Source organism: Methylobacterium bullatum (assembly GCF_014845095.1).
GTDB lineage: Bacteria > Pseudomonadota > Alphaproteobacteria > Rhizobiales > Beijerinckiaceae > Methylobacterium > Methylobacterium bullatum.
Genome location: NZ_NKUG01000172.1, coordinates 1 through 16,907, shown reverse-complemented (window position 1 = coordinate 16,907; position 16,907 = coordinate 1). Strand labels below are relative to the sequence as shown.

The 16,907-nt window shown below is 68.6% G+C and carries 15 protein-coding genes; 10 read left to right on the top strand and 5 right to left on the bottom strand.

Going from position 1 to position 16,907, the window contains the following annotated elements:
• Window positions 1-1,087 (top strand): hypothetical protein (locus MBTS_RS20745; RefSeq protein WP_210322901.1); only part of this gene is annotated, 1,087 nt, incomplete at its 5' end.
• A 55-nt stretch (window positions 1,088-1,142) separates the two neighbouring features.
• Here MBTS_RS20745 and MBTS_RS20740 read toward each other — a convergent pair.
• A complete protein-coding gene (locus MBTS_RS20740) occupies window positions 1,143-2,384 on the bottom strand; it encodes an acyl-CoA dehydrogenase family protein (RefSeq protein ID WP_192216381.1) in 1,242 nt (413 codons plus the stop codon).
• A gap of 91 nt (window positions 2,385-2,475) precedes the next feature.
• Window positions 2,476-3,873 carry an aminotransferase-like domain-containing protein gene (locus MBTS_RS20735; protein ID WP_192216380.1) on the bottom strand — a complete coding sequence of 466 codons (1,398 nt, stop codon included), beginning with the start codon at window positions 3,871-3,873 and terminating at the stop codon, window positions 2,476-2,478.
• A gap of 119 nt (window positions 3,874-3,992) precedes the next feature.
• Here MBTS_RS20735 and MBTS_RS20730 point away from each other — a divergent pair, with 119 nt between their 5' ends.
• The 5 genes from MBTS_RS20730 (at window position 3,993) to MBTS_RS20710 (ending at window position 9,293) form a co-directional block, all read left to right on the top strand.
• On the top strand, window positions 3,993-4,283 hold the full coding sequence (locus MBTS_RS20730) for a YjiS-like domain-containing protein (RefSeq protein WP_147833249.1): 291 nt from the start codon (window positions 3,993-3,995) through the stop codon (window positions 4,281-4,283).
• A gap of 262 nt (window positions 4,284-4,545) precedes the next feature.
• Window positions 4,546-4,836, top strand: a complete 291-nt coding sequence (locus tag MBTS_RS20725) for a YjiS-like domain-containing protein (RefSeq protein ID WP_192216379.1) — start codon at window positions 4,546-4,548, stop codon at window positions 4,834-4,836.
• A gap of 155 nt (window positions 4,837-4,991) precedes the next feature.
• Window positions 4,992-6,884 (top strand): monovalent cation:proton antiporter-2 (CPA2) family protein, encoded by a 1,893-nt coding sequence (locus MBTS_RS20720; RefSeq protein ID WP_018045094.1) that lies wholly within the window; start codon window positions 4,992-4,994, stop codon window positions 6,882-6,884.
• A complete protein-coding gene (locus tag MBTS_RS20715) occupies window positions 6,877-8,331 on the top strand; it encodes an MATE family efflux transporter (protein ID WP_056140413.1) in 1,455 nt (484 codons plus the stop codon). The genes MBTS_RS20720 and MBTS_RS20715 overlap by 8 nt, the downstream gene beginning before the upstream one ends.
• Window positions 8,332-8,450: 119 nt before the next feature.
• On the top strand, window positions 8,451-9,293 hold the full coding sequence (locus tag MBTS_RS20710) for a DUF937 domain-containing protein (RefSeq protein WP_192216378.1): 843 nt from the start codon (window positions 8,451-8,453) through the stop codon (window positions 9,291-9,293).
• Window positions 9,294-9,308: 15 nt separating this feature from the next.
• Here the strand turns inward: MBTS_RS20710 and MBTS_RS20705 are convergent, their stop codons facing one another.
• Window positions 9,309-9,536, bottom strand: coding sequence for a Flp family type IVb pilin (locus tag MBTS_RS20705; RefSeq protein WP_056140408.1), 228 nt, complete (start codon window positions 9,534-9,536; stop codon window positions 9,309-9,311).
• Window positions 9,537-9,670: 134 nt separating this feature from the next.
• Window positions 9,671-9,916 carry a DUF3072 domain-containing protein gene (locus MBTS_RS20700; RefSeq protein ID WP_056140406.1) on the bottom strand — a complete coding sequence of 82 codons (246 nt, stop codon included), beginning with the start codon at window positions 9,914-9,916 and terminating at the stop codon, window positions 9,671-9,673.
• Between the two features lie 330 nt (window positions 9,917-10,246).
• On the opposite strand from MBTS_RS20700, the gene katG reads away from it, so the two are divergent.
• On the top strand, window positions 10,247-12,568 hold the full coding sequence (katG, locus tag MBTS_RS20695; protein ID WP_056140405.1) for a catalase/peroxidase HPI: 2,322 nt from the start codon (window positions 10,247-10,249) through the stop codon (window positions 12,566-12,568).
• 207 nt (window positions 12,569-12,775) lie between these two features.
• On the opposite strand, the gene MBTS_RS20690 is transcribed toward katG, so the two are convergent.
• Window positions 12,776-13,663, bottom strand: coding sequence for a branched-chain amino acid aminotransferase (locus MBTS_RS20690; protein ID WP_056140863.1), 888 nt, complete (start codon window positions 13,661-13,663; stop codon window positions 12,776-12,778).
• A gap of 204 nt (window positions 13,664-13,867) precedes the next feature.
• Here MBTS_RS20690 and MBTS_RS20685 point away from each other — a divergent pair, with 204 nt between their 5' ends.
• From MBTS_RS20685 to MBTS_RS20675, 3 genes are read left to right on the top strand one after another with little or no spacing between them, the layout of a single operon-like run.
• Window positions 13,868-14,464 (top strand): MarR family winged helix-turn-helix transcriptional regulator, encoded by a 597-nt coding sequence (locus tag MBTS_RS20685; RefSeq protein WP_192216377.1) that lies wholly within the window; start codon window positions 13,868-13,870, stop codon window positions 14,462-14,464.
• A gap of 1 nt (window position 14,465) precedes the next feature.
• Window positions 14,466-15,191, top strand: coding sequence for a response regulator (locus tag MBTS_RS20680; protein ID WP_018045104.1), 726 nt, complete (start codon window positions 14,466-14,468; stop codon window positions 15,189-15,191).
• A 12-nt stretch (window positions 15,192-15,203) separates the two neighbouring features.
• Entirely contained in the window at window positions 15,204-16,610 is a 1,407-nt protein-coding gene (locus tag MBTS_RS20675; protein WP_018045105.1) for an ATP-binding protein, read from the top strand.
• The last annotated feature ends 297 nt before the right edge of the window (window positions 16,611-16,907 follow it).

The window sequence follows — 16,907 nt, the reverse complement described above, 5'->3', positions numbered from 1 at the left end:
CGACCGGCGCGTCGTGGCGCAGGCCCTCACCCTCCTGCGGGCCGAGGCGCTGTACCGCTCCGAGAAGGTGATCGGCCCGGCCGAGTTTCTCCTGCGCCTGCACGACGAGGTTCCGCGCAAGGCCGGCCCGAAGCGGGACGCGATCCTGTGGCGGGCCGTCGCCAATGCGCCGCCCGGCTTCTGCACGCCGCGCGGCGGGATGATCGGCACGCTGCTGGCGGACATCGCAGAGGGCCGGGATTTCGCGACGGTCAAGGCACGCTTCGCCGCCAAGATGCACCCGCTCGCCTACCAGCGCCCGCAGGCCGCACCGAGGGCGGGCACCATCGCCCAGGCCGAACGCCTCTTCGCCCAGCTCGGTCTCGAACCGGCCTTGCGCCGCCGCTACGCGCATCTCGACGAGATCCCGACGATCTGGCGCCCGCGCCATGGGGCGGCGCCGGCCGAAGCGACGGCCTCCCACACCGCCTCCGGCATCTTAGGGGGTCTGAAGGCGAGGCAGGCAGCCGTGCCCGAAGCCGTGCTCGACATGCCGGCCCAGACGGTCACCTGGTCGAAGTTCGCCCGCGACGTCCTCCCTGACGCGCAGCGGATGTGGGTGTTCACGGCGGAGCGGATGACCTTTTGCGGCCTCGTCACCGCCGTCGATCCCGACGCGCCGCCCCTCCTGCAATGGGACCGGCCCGAGGCGCGCAACCCGGTCTCCTGGTACATCTACGTGAACGGCTCGACCCCGACGCGCTGGCGCCTGCCCGAGGGGGCGTGGGTGCCGGTGACGGGGGCCACGCTCCTGCCAGTCCTGTGGTCCGGCGCGGACCGATATCGCCACCACAGGACGGGCGCGGTGCTGATCCTCGACGGCGCCCAGGATGACGCCGCCTCGGGCCTCTGCCTGTTCCCCGAGTTCCTGCGCTCGGACCTGCACGGGGTACGGGCGGTGATCGAGGCCTATTCGAAAGCCCACAGGATCGAGGGCGTCGAGGAGGGCACGGCCAACGGTCTCCTCGTCGGCCAGGATGGGGATCATCGGATCCGCGTCGAGAGCGCTATCGGCACCGCCACCTATCGGATCGACCGCTGGGAGTGATCCGCGACGGTCGGTCCGCCGGCGGTGACACCGCCCGAGCGTGAGGGCGTTTCCCTCACCCCCGCCCCAGCATCCGGTCGCTGATGATCCGCCGCTGGATCTCGCTCGTTCCCTCGAAGATCGTGGTGAGCCGCGCGTCGCGCCAGTAGCGTTCCACCCGGCGTTCGGTGGTGTAGCCGTTGCCGCCGTGGAGCTGCATCGCCTGATTGGTGACGCGCACCGCCATCTCGGTGGCCAGCAGCTTCACCTTGGCGGATTCGCTCTCGGCCGCCTCGCCCTCGTCGAGGCGGTGGGCCACCTGTTGCCAGTAGGCGCGGGCCTGATCGACCTCCGCCGACATGTCGGCAAGCGCGAAGCGCAGGGCTTGGAACTCGCCGATCGGATGGCCGAACTGCTCGCGCTCCTGCAGGTAGAGCTGGCAATCCTCCACCGCCGCGCGGGCGACGCCGACGGCGCGGGCGGCGGTGTGGACGCGGGCGATGTTGAGGCCGCGCTGCACCGAGGCGAAGCCGCCGGAATCCGCATCCGCGCCGCCATCGCCGTAGAGGCCGGTGAGGCGGTCGCCCTCGGGCACGCGCACGCCGTCGAGTTCGAGCTCGAAGGTGAGGAAGCCGTGATAGCCGATCTTGTCGATGACATGCCCGGTCATGCCCTCGGGGAAGGTGCCCGGCTTCTTGACCACGAGGAACGGCTCCAACCCGGCCGAGCGCGGCTCGCCCGGCTCCGGTTCGCGGGTGCGGGCCAGGACTTCGATGAAGTCGGCGGCGAGCGCGAAGCCCGCCCAGCGCTTGGTCCCGGTGAGCACCCAATCGTCCCCGTCGCGCACCGCGCGGGTCCGGACGCCGGCGAGATCGGAACCGGCGGTGGGCTCGGACAGGGCGATGCCGCCGATCCACTCGCCGCGCGCCGATCTTTGCAGAAGAGCGCGGCGGCGCTCCTCGTCGAGGGTCTGGGTGCCGAGCCCCTGCCCCCGCGCCAGGATGCTGCCGACGGAGAGCCAGGCGCGGGCCAATTCCTCCGAGACGAGGCAATATTCGAACACGCCGAGGCCGAGCCCGCCATGCTCGGCCGGGATGGTGATGCCGAACCAGCCCTTCTTCGCCATGGCGTCGATGAGCGAGCGCGGCATCTCGGCCTTCTGCCGGTCGAGTTCGTCGGCAAGCGGCAGGACCACATCCCTGGCGAAATCGCGGGCCTCCTGCTGGAGCCGGGCGCGCGCCTCCGTGCGCCAGGGCGAGAACAGTTCGGGCGGACGCGGCTGCTTCAACTTCGGCTTCGACAACTCCGGCTTCGACATGAGTTCTCCCGACATATTTTTGAGCTTTGCCGTATCTCTTCAAAGCCTCGGCCCGGGCGGTGGGTTCCGGGCAGGGCCAACCGGACCCCGATCAAACCGCCGCCATGGCGTCTTCCAACACCGAGAACGTCCTCGGATCGGCGCAATGGGCCACGTTGAAGCGCAGGAACTCGCGGCCGCCCGTCTCGGCGCTGAAGGCGGCGCCGGGAGCCAGCACCACGTCCCTGGCGAGGGCGTGGCGCGCGACATCCGCCGAATCGAGCCCGTCCGGCAGGCGCGCCCAGAGGAAAAGACCACCACGCGGCTCGGTCCAGATCGTCAGGCCGCAGCGCTCCAGCCGCCGTGCGGTCTCGCCCATGGCGCGGGCGAGCTTTTCGCGGATTTCTGCGAGGTGGCGGCGATAGGCTCCGTCGGTGATGAGGCGGTGCATCAGCGTCGCCGAGAGATGTCCGTTGCCGAGGCTGAGGGCGAGCTTCAGGTCGATCAGCCCCTCCACCCAGTCGGGGCGCAGGGCGATGTAGCCGCAGCGGATCGAGGCCGAGAGGGTCTTGGAGAAGCTGCCCACCGAGATCACCCGGTCGAGCCCGTCGAACCCCGCCAGACGCGGGGCCGGGTCGGCTTCGAGGTCCCCGAAGATGTCGTCCTCGACGATGAGCATGTCGTGCGCCTCGGCGAGCTTGAGGACGCGGTGGGCCACGACCGGGGCCAGGGTGGCGCCGGTGGGGTTATGGAGCGCGGAATTGGTCAGGTAGAATCGGGGCCTGTGCTCGACGATCAGCCGTTCGAGTTGCGCCACGTCCGGCCCGGCGGGGGTGAAGGGCACGCCCACCACCTTCGCGCGGTTCGCCCGCAGCAGCGCATGGTAGTTGAAGTAGCAGGGATCATCGACCAGCACGGTATCGCCCGGGTCGAGGAGGAAACGGCACAGCAGGTCCACGGCCTGTGTCGCCGAATCCGTCAGGACGATCTGGTCGGCCTCCGCCTCGACACCCTTGTCGGCGAGCCGCCGGGCGATCTGGCTCCGCAACGGCGGAAAGCCGAGGGGCTTGTCGTAGCAGATCACGTTCGAATCGGCGTCGCGGGCGATGTGGCGCAGGGCGCGCCGGATCGCCTCCTCGGGCATCCATGACGAGGGCAGCCAGCCGGAACCGGGCTTCAGCAGCTCCGGCCCGGACTGCATGGATTGTCGGGTGATCCAGAGCGGGTCCACCGCCCGGTCGAGCTGCGGCCCGATCTCCTTCAGGCAGAGCGGGCGGGTCTTGCCCGCCACATAGAACCCCGAGCCCCGCCGCGCGACGATGGCGCCTTCCGCGCCGAGGCGCTCATAGGCCTCCACCACGGTGGATTTCGACACGCCCATGGATTCGGCGAAAGCCCGCACCGAGGGCAGCCGCGCGCCGGGCATGAGCTGGCGCCCGGCGATCCGCTCCGTGATCGCGGAGGAGACCGTGTCCACCAGGGTGGGCGTGGTCCGCGCCGATCCCGCCATCTGTACTGCTCCACCGTCCGGACAATTCAGGCGAAGCGTACTGGACTGTCCCTATCGTCGCCAGTGCCCCGGAGCGCATCACGACCGAACGATCACGACGGGCGAGACGAGGACGATTGATGACCACGCTCCTGAAGCAGCAAGCCGGCACCGGGGCCGGTGACCGGGCCGGACGGCTCGCGCGGTTCGCTCGCCGGCTCCTGGCAAAGGCCGCCGCCGAGCTGTCGCGCCAGGCCATCAATCGTCGGGTCCTGCACAAGCTCAGCGTCATGACCGATCGCGAGCTGAAGGATATCGGCCTGATCCGGCAGGACGTGACCGATGCGGGCGCCGGCCCGGCCGATGCCTCCCAGTTCCTGATAAGCCGCCGGGACGAGAGACGGGAGGCGCGCCGCCGCCCAAGTCGTTAAGATCTGATCAGAACAGCAGAACGTGCATTATTGAGCATGACTTCGAATTCGGCATGCCGCCAAACTGGTCAATCGGGTGGTGATTGAGGTTTATCCGTGGTCCGGTTCTACCAGACCTGCAGGCACCGCAAGTCTATTGAGGCTAAGTGTTCGATCGCACGTCATTCACGGCGAAGGGGGCGCACATCACCCTCATCACCTTCCTCGTCGTGCATCACCTTCCTCATCGTGAACGTGCGCCGAGAACTTGGACACTAGGATCATGAATAGCACCCTCAACTGGACCCCGGGCGACGCAGCAGCCGAACAGGTCGGACGGGCCATCCGCTTCGTCGGCAGCCTCCTCACCAAGGCCGCCTCCGTTTTCTCGCGCAACGATGCCGACGAGCGCGGCCTCGTGGAGCTCGGCTCTCTGTCCGAGCGGGAATTGAACGATATCGGCCTGACCCGCTGGGACGTCCTCGACGCCTACGACGCGCCTACGCCTTCGGACGCCACGAAGATCATCCTGGCCCATCGCGCCGTCCGCCAGGTGACGCGCCGCTTCGCCTGAACCGCGTGCCGCTCCGCACCGGTGATGGATCCGACACCGCCCGTCCACGCCATGCAGGCGTGGCGGGGGCGGTGTCCCTGGTCTAAGAGGAGAGCACGGCGACGCGCCTACGGCATCGGCCGCGGGCGCCCCCACTCCTCACAGACCGGATCGACATGGCGAGCGCCTCAACCCATGTGAGCTTCCTGCCGCCGGTGCTGACCTTCCTGTCGGCGGCAGTGATCGGCGTGCCGATCTTCCGTCTCATCGGCCAGAGCGCCGTGCTCGGATATCTCGTCGCGGGCGTCGTCATCGGCCCCTTCGGGTTCTCGCTCATCGCCGAGCCGGAGACCGCCGCGAGCGTCGCGGAGCTCGGCGTCGTCCTCCTTCTCTTCATCGTCGGCCTCGAACTCGAGATTTCGCGGCTGATTTCGATGCGGCGCGACATTTTCGGGCTCGGTGCGACGCAGCTGCTGCTCTGCACCATTGTGCTTGCCGGCGCCGGTGCCCTGTTCGGGCTCACCCCGGCCGCGAGCCTCGTCATCGGCGTCGCCCTCGCCCTGTCGGCCACGGCGGTGGCGCTGCAGCTCCTCGAGGAGCGCGGAGACCTCGGCACGCCCTATGGCGGCCGCGCCTTCGCGGTGCTCCTGTTCCAAGACATCTCCGTCGTGGCGATCCTCGCCCTGATGCCGCTCCTCGCCTCCACCGGCAGCAGCGGCAACGACGCGTGGCTCGGCCAGGCCCTTCAATCCACCGCCACGGTGGGGGGCGCACTCCTCGCCGTGGTTCTGGTGGGCCGCTACGGCCTCAACCCGTTCTTCAGCCTGCTCGCGGCCAGCGGCGCGCGCGAGGTGATGACGGCGGCGGCCCTCCTCGTGGTGCTCGGCACGGCGATGCTGATGGAGCATGTCGGCCTGTCGATGCCCATGGGCGCCTTCCTCGCCGGCGTGCTGCTCGCCGAATCGAATTTCCGGCACCAGCTCGAAGCCGATATCGAGCCGTTCCGCGGCATGCTCCTCGGCCTGTTCTTCATGAGCGTGGGCATGTCCATCGACGGCGGCCTGCTCAAGAGCGCGTGGCCCGCCCTGCTCGGGGCGACGGCGGCGGCCATCCTCATCAAGGTCGGGCTGGTGGCCAGCCTGTTCCGCCTGTTCGGCTCGCCCTGGCTCGACGCGGTGCGCGGGGCCGCGATTCTCGCGCCGGCCGGCGAGTTCGCCTTCGTGCTGCTGCCGGCGGGCGCCGAACTCGGCCTGATCGACCAGCCCTCCACGCGCTTCGCGGTGGCGCTGGCCGCCCTCACCATGCTGGTCGGCCCCGTCGCCGCCAAGGCCCTCGACGGCTACCTGTCCCGCCACCGGCCGGAGGCGGCCGAGCATGCCCCCGACCAGATCGAGAGCACCGAGGCCCGCGTCCTCGTCGTCGGCTTCGGCCGCTTCGGCCAGATCCTGACCCAGGTGCTGCTCGCCGAGGGGATCAGCGTCACGGTGATCGACAAAGACGTGGAGCAGATCCGCAGCGCCTCGCGCTTCGGCTTCCGCATCTATTACGGCGACGGCACCCGCCTCGACGTGCTGCGCGCCGCCGGAGTGGGCCGGGCGGAACTGCTCTGCATCTGCGTCGACGACCCGCAGGCCGCCCTCAAGATCGTCGACATCGTGCACGAGGAATTCACGGCGGTGCGCACCTATGTGCGCGCCTACGACCGGATGCATGCGGTGGAACTGATGAACCGGGACGTGGATTACCAGCTGCGCGAGACGGTGGAATCGGCCATCGCCTTCGGCCGCGCCACCCTGGAAGGGCTCGGCATCCCGGCGGAGGCCGCCGCCGCCACGGCCCAGGACGTGCGCAAGCGCGACGTCGCCCGCCTCGTCCTGCAGCAGGCGGGCGCCCTTCCGGAGGAATCGCGTTACATGGGCGGCAGCCCCGAGATTAAGCCGGAACCGCTCACCGAGCCCAAGCGCCCCTCGCGGGCGCTGAGCACCGAAACGCGGGACATCATCGGCCTCGAGCGGCGCGAGGCGGCGACCCGCACGCTGCAACCCCAGGACACCCCGTCGGATGCCTGACACCCGCAAGGCGGCGGGACTTCCCGCCGTCCGACAGGAGGCCGGACGGTTCGTCACGGGATCGATCCTGCGGCACGTGGTGGTGATGACCGGCACGGGCTCCATCGGCCTGATGGCGATCTTCGTGGTCGACCTGCTCTCGCTGATCTACGTCTCCAAGCTCGGCGACCCGACGCTCACGGCGGCGGTGGGTTTCGCCACCATCGTCCAGTTCTTCGCCATCGCCATCAATATCGGCCTGATGATCGCCGCCGGCGCCCTGGTCTCGCGGGCGATCGGGGCCGGCGACGAGGCCGGCGCGCGTCGGCTCGCCACCTCGGCCTCGATTCACGGCATCGTCGTCTCGGGCATCCTCGTCCTCGCGATGCTGCCGTTCCTGCCCCTCATCCTGTCCTGGATCGGCGCCGATGCCGAGACGCTTCCCGTGGCCGAGCGCTTCCTCTGGATCGCCCTGCCCTCGAACCTGCTGATGGGGCCGGGCATGATGTTCTCCGGCCTGCTGCGCGCCGTCGGCGCGGCACGCCAGGCCATGTACGTGACGCTGGGCGGCGCCATCGTCACCGCCGGACTCGATCCCCTCCTCATCTTCACGGCGGGTCTGGGGATCGACGGGGCGGCGATCACCACCTGCGTGGCGCGGGCGACCTTCGCCCTCGTCGGCCTGTGGGGCGTGCGCCAGCACCGGATGCTGGCCGCCCCCACATTGGCGGACGTGATCGCGGACGCGCCCACCGTGTTCAGGATCGCCCTGCCCGCCGTGCTCACCAACCTCGCCCCTTCGGTGGCGAGCGCCTTCATCGCCCACGCGCTGGCCAAGTTCGGCGCCGTGGCGGTGGCCGGCAACGTGGTGATCGACCGGCTGACCCCGGTGGCCTTCGGCGGCCTCTTCGCCATGTCCGGCTCCATCGGCCCCATCCTCGGGCAGAACTGGGGAGCGGGGCGGTTCGACCGCATGCGCGGCGTGCTGCGGGATGGGGCGCTGGTGACGGCGGCCTATGTCGTGGTGGTCTGGGCCGCCCTGATCGTCTTTCGCGGACCGCTGACGGGCCTATTCGAACTGACCGGCACCGCCGCCGAGCTCTTCGTCTTCTTCTGCCTCGTGAGCGGGGGCGTGTGGTTCTTCACCGGGCTGCTGTTCCTCGCCAACGCCTCGTTCAACAATCTCGGCTTTCCCTTCCTGTCGACCTTCCTCAATTGGGGCCGGGCGACCATCGGGACCGTTCCGCCGGCCCTCCTCGGCGCCCATCTGTACGGCCCGAAGGGCATCATCGCCGGGGTGGGCTTCGGCTCGGTCGCCTTCGGGGCGATCGGGATCGCGCTGGCCTTCCGGACGGTGGCGCAACTGGAGAAACGGGCCGGTCTCGCGCCGAAAATGGCATCGGAGGCCGAGGCGGATGCCTCCGGAGGCGATATTCCGGCCCCGGAGAGGCCGAACGCGTTGGTTTAGTGCCGGTACGGGCATGATCCCGGGCTGGTAAGTGCCGCTGGGATGCGACAGAGTTCGCTCCTCGACAGCGGGCTGAAGCATTTCCGCCTGGCCGCGATGGGATTCAGAAGGCTTCCGCCATGTTCAACCTGTTCGATCTCATGCAGGCGCAAGGCGGAATGGGCGCCAACGGTTTCGGCCAGCAATTCGGCCTGTCGCCGGACCAGACCCGGCGGGCCATGGAAGCGCTGATGCCGGCCCTGACGCTGGGCCTCCAGCGCAACGCCGCCGCCGATCCCACCGGCTTCACCCAGATGTTCAGCTTCATGGACCCGAGCGCGTCCGCCACCACGCAGGCCAAGCCGCAGATGGACGCCATGATGCGCCAGCTTTTCGGCTCGCAGCATCTGGGGCAGGCCGTGCTGCAGCAGGCCGCGGCGGCGAGCGGCGTCGCGACACCGGCGTTGCGGCAGATGCTGCCGCTCATGGCCGGGATGGTGGTGGCGGGGATCGTCCACGTCATGATGAACCCCGGCCAGGCGGCTCAGGCCCCGGCGGCGCCTCCGCCCTCCCCCTTCGGCATCCCGACCCATCCCTATTGGACGGAGATGATGAACACGTTCATGGCGGCGGGCGGCTCGATGCTGTCCGCGCCCAAGGACGTGACGTCTTCCCGCGCAACCCCGGCCCAGAGAAGCCTGCTAACGGCGCGCTTCTTCCCGGAGCCCAGCCCATCCGCGAGTTCGAAAGCTGCGTCGGGTTCCAAACCCGCCTCGGGCACAAAGACCACCGAAGCGGCGCAAGCCTCCCCGCTCAACCCGTTCGACCTGTTGCAGCAGATGTTCCAGTCCGGGCTGGAGGCCCAGCAGGAGAACGCACGGACGATGCAGAGCCTGTTCGACAGCCTGTGGCGCGACGGCATGACGGCCATGGATCCGTCGAAGGCGAAACCCGCCGCCAAACCCGGCCCCACACGGCGCTGAGCGTCGCGCGAAGCGTCACGTGCTCCGGGCGATGGCGTCACCGATATATTTGTACATCGCGCCGACGCTGTCGGCATAGAGGTGGAGAGCCGTGACGATCGCCAGGAAGATCAGTCCGGTGATCAGCGTGTATTCGATCGCCGTCGTGCCGCACGTGTCCCGCTTGAACCGGGCGGCGAGGCCCGGGACACGGGATCGAGCCCGATCCCGCTGCGTCGCCCGAATTGTCTCGCGGTTCGTCATGGAAGTGGGGCTATCCTCGACGAAGCCGGCGCAGGTTGTCCTACGCCGGAAATCGTTGCCGCCCGTTTAAACGTTTCCCGTAAAACGCCCGCTTCTCCACTCAGGGAGCAGCGGAAACCGAGGATGAGGGCGGATCAGCCCCGTCCGGCTTCCTTGCGAAGGGCGTCGATGCGCTTGGAAGCCTCGGCCTTGTCGAGATCGGGCTCGAACGAGTCCGGCGACTTCGCCTCCTCCGACAGGGTCTTGAGGTAGGAGGCCTGCGCGCCGGTCATCGGCTCATCGCCCGTGGTCCACTCGCTCGGATCCTTGATCCGGTTCGATGCGTCGCCACCGGCCGTCTTCGGGTTCTCGTTCTCGTCCGTCGCCTGCTTCTTCGTCATCGCGCAACCTCGTTCATGAATTGTTCTCTTCATAACGAGGGCCTCGCCGATGAGTTCCGCGCCGTCGCGCCTGTTCCCGGGGCGAGGATTCGAGGCCTCGTCGTCGACTCGCGCAGATGTGAGGCGGCATGTCCCAGGGCGCCCTGGCGGCGGTCGAGCCCGTGTTGACGGCGACGACACCTTGATTTTCGAGACGCGCGCCAGATTTCGCTCAAGGCGCCGGATGGCGCGAGCGTCGCCGTCTCTCAGGGTGTCGCACGCCTCACGCCGGCGACGGACCGGCGGTCCGATCCATCCGGTGCCGCCGGTTCTGCGCGCAGGGAAATGTAGATGAACGAGATGACGATCGACAAGACGAATACCGACTCGTACCCGATGGCGGGCCAATGCCCGTTCGGAGGCGACCGCATCGGCGGAGCCCTCGGCAGCCGCCCGGCCCTCGAGAACTGGTACCCGCACCGCTTGAGGGTCGAGCTCCTGCATCAGAACGGCCTCGCGGCCGATCCGCTCGGACCGGATTTCGACTACGCCAAAGCGTTCGAGACCATCGACCTCGACGCGCTCAAGAGCGACATCAAGCAGTTCCTCACCTCGTCGGTGGCGTGGTGGCCGTCCGATTACGGCAATTACGGCCCGCAGATGATCCGCATGGCCTGGCACTCGGCCGGCACCTACCGCATCGCGGACGGGCGGGGCGGCGCCGGCACCGGGATGCAGCGTTTCGCGCCGATCTCGAGCTGGTGGGACAACGGCAACACCGACAAGTCGCGCCGCCTCCTGCAGCCGATCAAGCACAAATACGGCAACGCCCTCTCCTGGGCCGACCTGATGGTGCTCACCGGCAATTGCGCCCTGGAGATCATGGGCCTGCCGACCTACGGTTTCGCCGGCGGACGCCTCGACGCCTGGGAGGCGGACAACGCCACCTACTGGGGTCCGGAGGTCGTCGAGATGGGCTCGGTGTCGAGCTTCGACGACATGGTCAACCGGGACAAGCGCTGGCGCGGCAAGAATGGCGACGCCGATTACGACCTGGAGAACCCCCTCGCCGCCTCCCACCAGGCGCTGATCTACGTGAACCCCGAGGGGCCTTACGCCAACGGCGACCCGCAGGGCTCGGCCAACGACATCCGCGTGACGTTCACCCGCATGGCCATGAACGACGAGGAGACCGTGGCGCTCATCGCCGGCGGCCACGCCTTCGGCAAGAGCCACGGCATGACCCCCGCCAAGGAGATCGGACCGCCGCCCGAGATGGCGCCGATGGAGGCGATGGGCCTCGGCTGGCACAACCCGAACGGCACCGGCGCCGGCAAGGACACGATGACCAACGGCATCGAGGGTAGCTGGACCCCCGACCCGACCCAATGGGACAATGCCTACCTGGAGAACCTCTTCAAGTTCGACTGGGAGCAGACCAAGAGTCCGGCCGGCGCCCTGCAATGGACGCCGAAAGACCCGAGCGCGCCGCGGACGCCCGACGCACATGTCGCGGGGCAGTCGCATCCCCTCATGATGATGACCTCCGACATCGCCCTGAAGGTCGACCCGGAGTACCGCAAGGTCTGCGAGAAGTTCCTCAACGACTTCGACGCCTTCACGCAGGCCTTCTCCAAGGCGTGGTACAAACTCACCCACCGCGACATGGGGCCCAAGCACCGCTACCTCGGCCCGGAGGTGACGATCGAGGACGGTCTGCTCTGGCAGGATCCGATCCCCGATGCGGCCTATGCCCCAGTGGGCGAGGCCGAGGTTGCCACCCTCAAACAGGCGATCCTAGCCACGGGCCTGTCGGTCTCGGATCTGGCCTTCACCGCCTTCTCGGCGGCCTCGACCTACCGCGACAGCGACAAGCGCGGTGGCGCCAACGGCGGCCGGCTCGCCCTTGCCCCGCAGAAGGACTGGGCCGTCAACCGCCGGGCCGCGCCCGTGGTCGACGCGCTCCGTGGGGTCATGGCGGAGTTCAACCATGGCCGGACCGACGGCAAGCAGGTCTCGCTGGCCGACCTCATCGTGCTCGCCGGCTGTACCGCCGTGGAGAAGGCCGCCAGGGATGCCGGGGTCGAGACGCAGGTGCCGTTCACGCCCGGCCGGGTCGACACCACACAGGAGCTGACCGACATCGAGATGTTCCAGTGGCTGAAACCCGTCGTCGACGGCTTCCGCAACTACGTCGATGACGGGTTCGGGGCAATGACGCGGAGCCTGTCGCCGGAGGAACTGTTCCTCGACAAGGCCAACCTGCTGACGCTGACCGCACCGGAATGGGTGGTGCTGACCGGCGGCCTGCGGGCGCTCGCCGCCAATCACGACGGCTCGAACCGGGGCATCTTCACCGACCGGGTGGGCGTGCTGACGACGGACTTCTTTCGCACCCTGACAGACACGAATCTGGTCTGGGAGAAGATCGATGCGGACGGAACGTCCTTCGCCCTCAAGGACCGTGAAACCGGACAGGCGAAGTTCGAGGCCACGCGCAACGACCTCATCTTCGGGTCGAACGCGCAGCTGCGTAACATCGCCGATGCCTATGCGGGCAGCGACGGCCAGAGCCGGTTCGTGGCGGATTTCGTGCGCGTCTGGGACAAGGTGATGATGCTCGACCGCTACGACGTGAAGGGCCACCGGCGTCAAGGCCCGATGGCGGCCTGATCGACGGCGGCGATAGACGCCCCCGTCCCTTCCTTCAATGGGACGGGGGTCGTGCGATGGACGGCCCCGCCTCGTCACCACCGGGGGCGGGCGATGTCGACGCGTCTTGTCCCTCGCCGTCGCAGGCTCCCACGAAGTGACGGCGAGGCCGTCATGTGGCGGGAGCCACCGGATGCGTGGATGCAACCGCGCGAAGAGGGGCCCGAACTACGCCGCCACCGCCTTCGGCTGAACCTCGGCGGTGTAGTCGTCCATGAGCGTCTTGGTCATGGCGGCCGGGGTGAAGCGGTAGGGGCCGATCTCGGAGACCGGCGTCACTTCCGCGGCCGAGCCGGTGATGAAGCACTCGGAGAAGCCCTCCATCTCCTCGGGCCTGATCCGCCGCTCGATCACCTCGAAGCCGCGCCGGCGGGCGAGGTCGATGACGGTCTGGCGGGTGATGCCGTTGAGGAAGCGGTCGGCGAGCGGGGTGTGGACCACGCCGTCCTGGATGAAGAAGATGTTCGCGCCGGTGCATTCGGCGACGTAATCCTCCCAATCGAGCATCAGGGCATCGGCATAGCCCTTGTTCTCGGCCCGGTGCTTCGAGATCGTGCAGATCATGTAGAGACCGGCCGCCTTCGAGGCGGAGGGGATCGTCCGCGGATCGGGCCGGCGATAATCGGCCATGTCGAGGCGGATGCCCTTCATCTTGGTCTCGGGATCGAAATAGCTCGGCCATTCCCAGGCGGCGACGGCGAGGTGGATGGTGTTGTTCTGGGCCGAGACGCCCATCATCTCCGAACCGCGCCAGGCCACGGGACGCAGGTAGGCGTCGGTGAGGCCGCTGGTCTTGAGCACGAGTTCCTTCGCCGCCTCGATCTCGGCGACGCCGTAGGGAATCGTGAAATCGAGGTACTGCGCCGAGCGGAGCAGGCGCTCGGCATGCTCGTGGCTCTTGAAGATCCGTCCGCCATAGGCGCGCTCGCCCTCGAACACCGCCGAGCCGTAATGCAGGCCGTGGCTGAGCACGTGGATCTTGGCCTCGCGCCACGGCACCAGCACGCCATCGAACCAGATGGTGCCCTCGCGTTCGTCGAACGGGATCACGGACATGACGAATTCCTTGAATCCGCGGGCTCGCATCGTCGCGCCTGCGGGGTCGATCGATCGGGTTGGCGCGATGGCCAGGCAATGCCCCGCGCAGTATCCGCGAGGACGGAGGTCCGCAAGACGGCCGTTACGGCGAGCCGGCCCCGGTAAGGCTTGACGGGTATCAACGCCCCTGAGATATGTCAACAACACTGACGTATATTGAGGATGTCGCCGGACGTGACGCGCCAATCCACCCTGGCAACGGGCCCGGACCCCCTATCCCTGTCCGAGGAGGAGGACGGGCAGGCGGAGTCAGGTCCGGCTCCGGAGGGCGTAACGAACGACCTCGTCGAACTGCTGTTCTTCGCCTACCGCGACTTCGTCGGCGACCCGGACCGGATGCTGGCCGAATACGGCTTCGGGCGGGCGCACCACCGGGTGCTCCATTTCGTCTATCACTACCCCGGCCTGACCATCGCCGAACTCCTCGACATCCTGCGGATCACGAAGCAGAGTCTGAACCGGGTTCTCAAGGATTTGATCGAACAGGGCCACATCGTGCAGAAGACCGGCCGGAGCGACCGCCGCCAGAGGCTGCTCTATTGTTCGGAGACGGGCGCGACGCTCACGGCGGAACTGACGCGGGTCCAGGTGCGGCGGGTGGCCCGCGCCATCGCCGATCCGGTGGCGGACGAACCGACGGGCGCCCGGGACGGAAACGGATTTGCCGCGGCACAGGGATTTCTCATGGCGATGATCGAACCCGAAGAGCGCGCGGCGGTGACCAGCCTGATGGCGCGCCGCGCCCGGAGCCGTCGCTGACATGGCGTCGCCGGAGCCGAGAATCCGCGCCGAGCTTCCCGACCACGCCCCCCACATCCTCGTGGTGGACGACGACCGGCGGGTGCGCGAATTGCTGTCGCGCTATCTCTACGAACAGGGGTTTCGCGTCACGGCCGCCGGGAATGTCGAGGAGGCCCGGCAGCGGGCGCAGAGCTTCGTCTTCGACGCCCTCGTCCTCGACGTGATGATGCCGGGGGAGAACGGGTTCGATTACGCCCGGCAGGTGCGTGAGACCTCGCGGGTGCCGATCCTGATGCTCACCGCCCGTTCCAACCCCAACGACCGGGTGATGGGGCTCGAGATCGGGGCCGACGATTACCTGCCCAAGCCCTTCGAGCCGCGCGAGCTGATCCTGCGCCTCAACAACATCATCAAGCGCCGCCCGGACGGCGCGCCGCCCTCCGACCGCACCATCGCCACGGTGACGTTCGGGCCGTTCTCCTACCGCATCGACCGGGGCGAGTTGCGCCGTGACGAGGAGACCATCCGCATCACCGACCGCGAGCGCGAGATCCTGACGATCCTGGCCGAGGCCAAGGGCGGCAATGTCGACCGCGACGTGCTGGCCGGGAATGGCGGGCTCGCGGCGGAGCGCACCATCGACGTGCAGATCAACCGCCTGCGCCGCAAGACCGAGGTCGATCCGGGCAACCCCCTCTTCCTCCAGACGGTCCGCGGCATCGGCTACCGCCTCGCGATCGATTAGACGGGACCCGCCATGGCCCTCGCCGGCCTGAACCTGTCGCGGATCAGAACCAGCACCGCCGCCGCCTGGCGCGCGAGACCGCATCCGCGCCGGATATGGAAGAGGCTCGCGCGCGCCATCGGCAACGCCCTGCCGAAGGGGCTCTATGCGCGCTCGCTCATCATCATCATCGCCCCGGTGGTGCTGCTGCAATCGGTCATCGCCTACACCTTCATGGAGCGGCACTGGCAGCTCGTGACCCGCCGCCTCTCGGCGGCCGTCACCGCCGACGTGGCGGCGATGATCGACGTCTACGAGAGCTACCCCCAGGACAAGGACGCCGACACCCTCACCCGCATCGCCGGCACGCGGCTGAACCTCGACCTCGACATCCTGAAAGGCGCCAAGCTCCCCCTGCCGGGGCCGCGCCCGTTCTTCTCCATCCTCGACGAGACGCTCTCCGAGGAACTCGCCAAGCAGATCGGCCGGCCGTTCTGGATCGACACGGTGGGCCGGTCCAGCCTCATCGAGATCCGCGTCGAGATCCCGGACGGGGTGCTGCGGGTGACCGCGCGGCGGAGCATGGCCTACGCCTCGAACTCGCACATCTTCCTGCTGTGGATGAGCGGTTCGTCCCTGGTGCTCCTCGGCGTGGCGATCCTGTTCCTGCGCAACCAGATCAAGCCGATCCTGCGGCTGGCCGACGTGGCGGAGAGTTTCGGCAAGGGCCGCGAGATCGAGTTCCGGCCGCGCGGCGCCCGCGAGGTGCGCCAGGCCGGCCACGCCTTCATCGAGATGAAGCGGCGCATCGAGCGGGCGATGGAACAGCGCACGACCATGCTCAACGGCGTCAGCCACGACCTGCGCACCATCATCACCCGGTTCAAGCTGTCGCTCGCCCTGGTGGAGCAGACCTCGGAGGTGGAAGACCTCCAGCGCGACGTCGACGAGATGAGCCGGATGCTGGAGGCCTACCTCGCCTTCGCGCGCGGCGATTCCGGCGAGGCCGCCGTGCCCACCGACATGCGGGCGATGCTGGAGGATCTGCGCACCGACGTGGAGCGCCTCGGCGCCCACGTGGCCGAGGTGAAGTTCGACGGCCGCGCCATGGTGACGCTGCGGCCGGACGCGTTCCGCCGCTGCCTGTTCAACCTCGCCGCCAACGCGGCCCGGTACGGCGAGACAGTGGCGATTCGCGGCCGCACGGAGGCGCGGTCCTTCCTCGTCTCCATCGACGACGACGGTCCGGGCATCGCCGTCGAGAGCCGCGAGGAGGTGTTCAAGCCCTTCGTCCGCCTCGACGATGCGCGCCAGGATGCCGGCGGATCGGGCCTCGGCCTCGCCATCGCCCGCGACATCGCCCGCGCCCATGGCGGCGACGTCGCCCTTCACGACAGTCCGCTGGGGGGATTGCGCGCCACCGTCCGCATCCCGGCGTGACCGTCCGATCCCTGTGAATTTTGTTGCGTCCGGGGTGTCCCCTCGGGCGCTGAGCAATGCTATGACCGGGGCCGCTTTACAGAGAGAAGGGCCGAACCCCGGTCCCGACATACGCGAGTACGCCATGAACCCGCTGGGTCCCGTCCTGATCGTCCTGCTCCTGCCGATCTCCGCCATCGGCCTCCTGCTCTACACCGATACCGGCATTGAGCCGGCGCTGTTCACCGCCACCGTGAAGACCTTCGTCGCGCTGTTCGCCATCGCCGGGATCCTGTCCTACGGCGCGAGCCGGCTCGC

What these genes read in the sequence shown, in the direction of transcription:
- MBTS_RS20730 (WP_147833249.1), top strand. Translation starts at nt 3,993, where the DNA reads ATGACCACGCTCCTGAAGCAGCAAGCCGGCACCGGGGCCGGTGACCGG.
- MBTS_RS20735 (WP_192216380.1), bottom strand. Translation starts at nt 3,873, where the DNA reads ATGGCGGGATCGGCGCGGACCACGCCCACCCTGGTGGACACGGTCTCC.
- MBTS_RS20705 (WP_056140408.1), bottom strand. Translation starts at nt 9,536, where the DNA reads ATGACGAACCGCGAGACAATTCGGGCGACGCAGCGGGATCGGGCTCGA.
- MBTS_RS20685 (WP_192216377.1), top strand. Translation starts at nt 13,868, where the DNA reads ATGTCGCCGGACGTGACGCGCCAATCCACCCTGGCAACGGGCCCGGAC.
- MBTS_RS20680 (WP_018045104.1), top strand. Translation starts at nt 14,466, where the DNA reads ATGGCGTCGCCGGAGCCGAGAATCCGCGCCGAGCTTCCCGACCACGCC.
- MBTS_RS20720 (WP_018045094.1), top strand. Translation starts at nt 4,992, where the DNA reads ATGGCGAGCGCCTCAACCCATGTGAGCTTCCTGCCGCCGGTGCTGACC.
- MBTS_RS20715 (WP_056140413.1), top strand. Translation starts at nt 6,877, where the DNA reads ATGCCTGACACCCGCAAGGCGGCGGGACTTCCCGCCGTCCGACAGGAG.
- MBTS_RS20725 (WP_192216379.1), top strand. Translation starts at nt 4,546, where the DNA reads ATGAATAGCACCCTCAACTGGACCCCGGGCGACGCAGCAGCCGAACAG.
- MBTS_RS20690 (WP_056140863.1), bottom strand. Translation starts at nt 13,663, where the DNA reads ATGTCCGTGATCCCGTTCGACGAACGCGAGGGCACCATCTGGTTCGAT.
- MBTS_RS20700 (WP_056140406.1), bottom strand. Translation starts at nt 9,916, where the DNA reads ATGACGAAGAAGCAGGCGACGGACGAGAACGAGAACCCGAAGACGGCC.
- MBTS_RS20740 (WP_192216381.1), bottom strand. Translation starts at nt 2,384, where the DNA reads ATGTCGAAGCCGGAGTTGTCGAAGCCGAAGTTGAAGCAGCCGCGTCCG.
- MBTS_RS20675 (WP_018045105.1), top strand. Translation starts at nt 15,204, where the DNA reads ATGGCCCTCGCCGGCCTGAACCTGTCGCGGATCAGAACCAGCACCGCC.
- MBTS_RS20710 (WP_192216378.1), top strand. Translation starts at nt 8,451, where the DNA reads ATGTTCAACCTGTTCGATCTCATGCAGGCGCAAGGCGGAATGGGCGCC.
- katG (WP_056140405.1), top strand. Translation starts at nt 10,247, where the DNA reads ATGAACGAGATGACGATCGACAAGACGAATACCGACTCGTACCCGATG.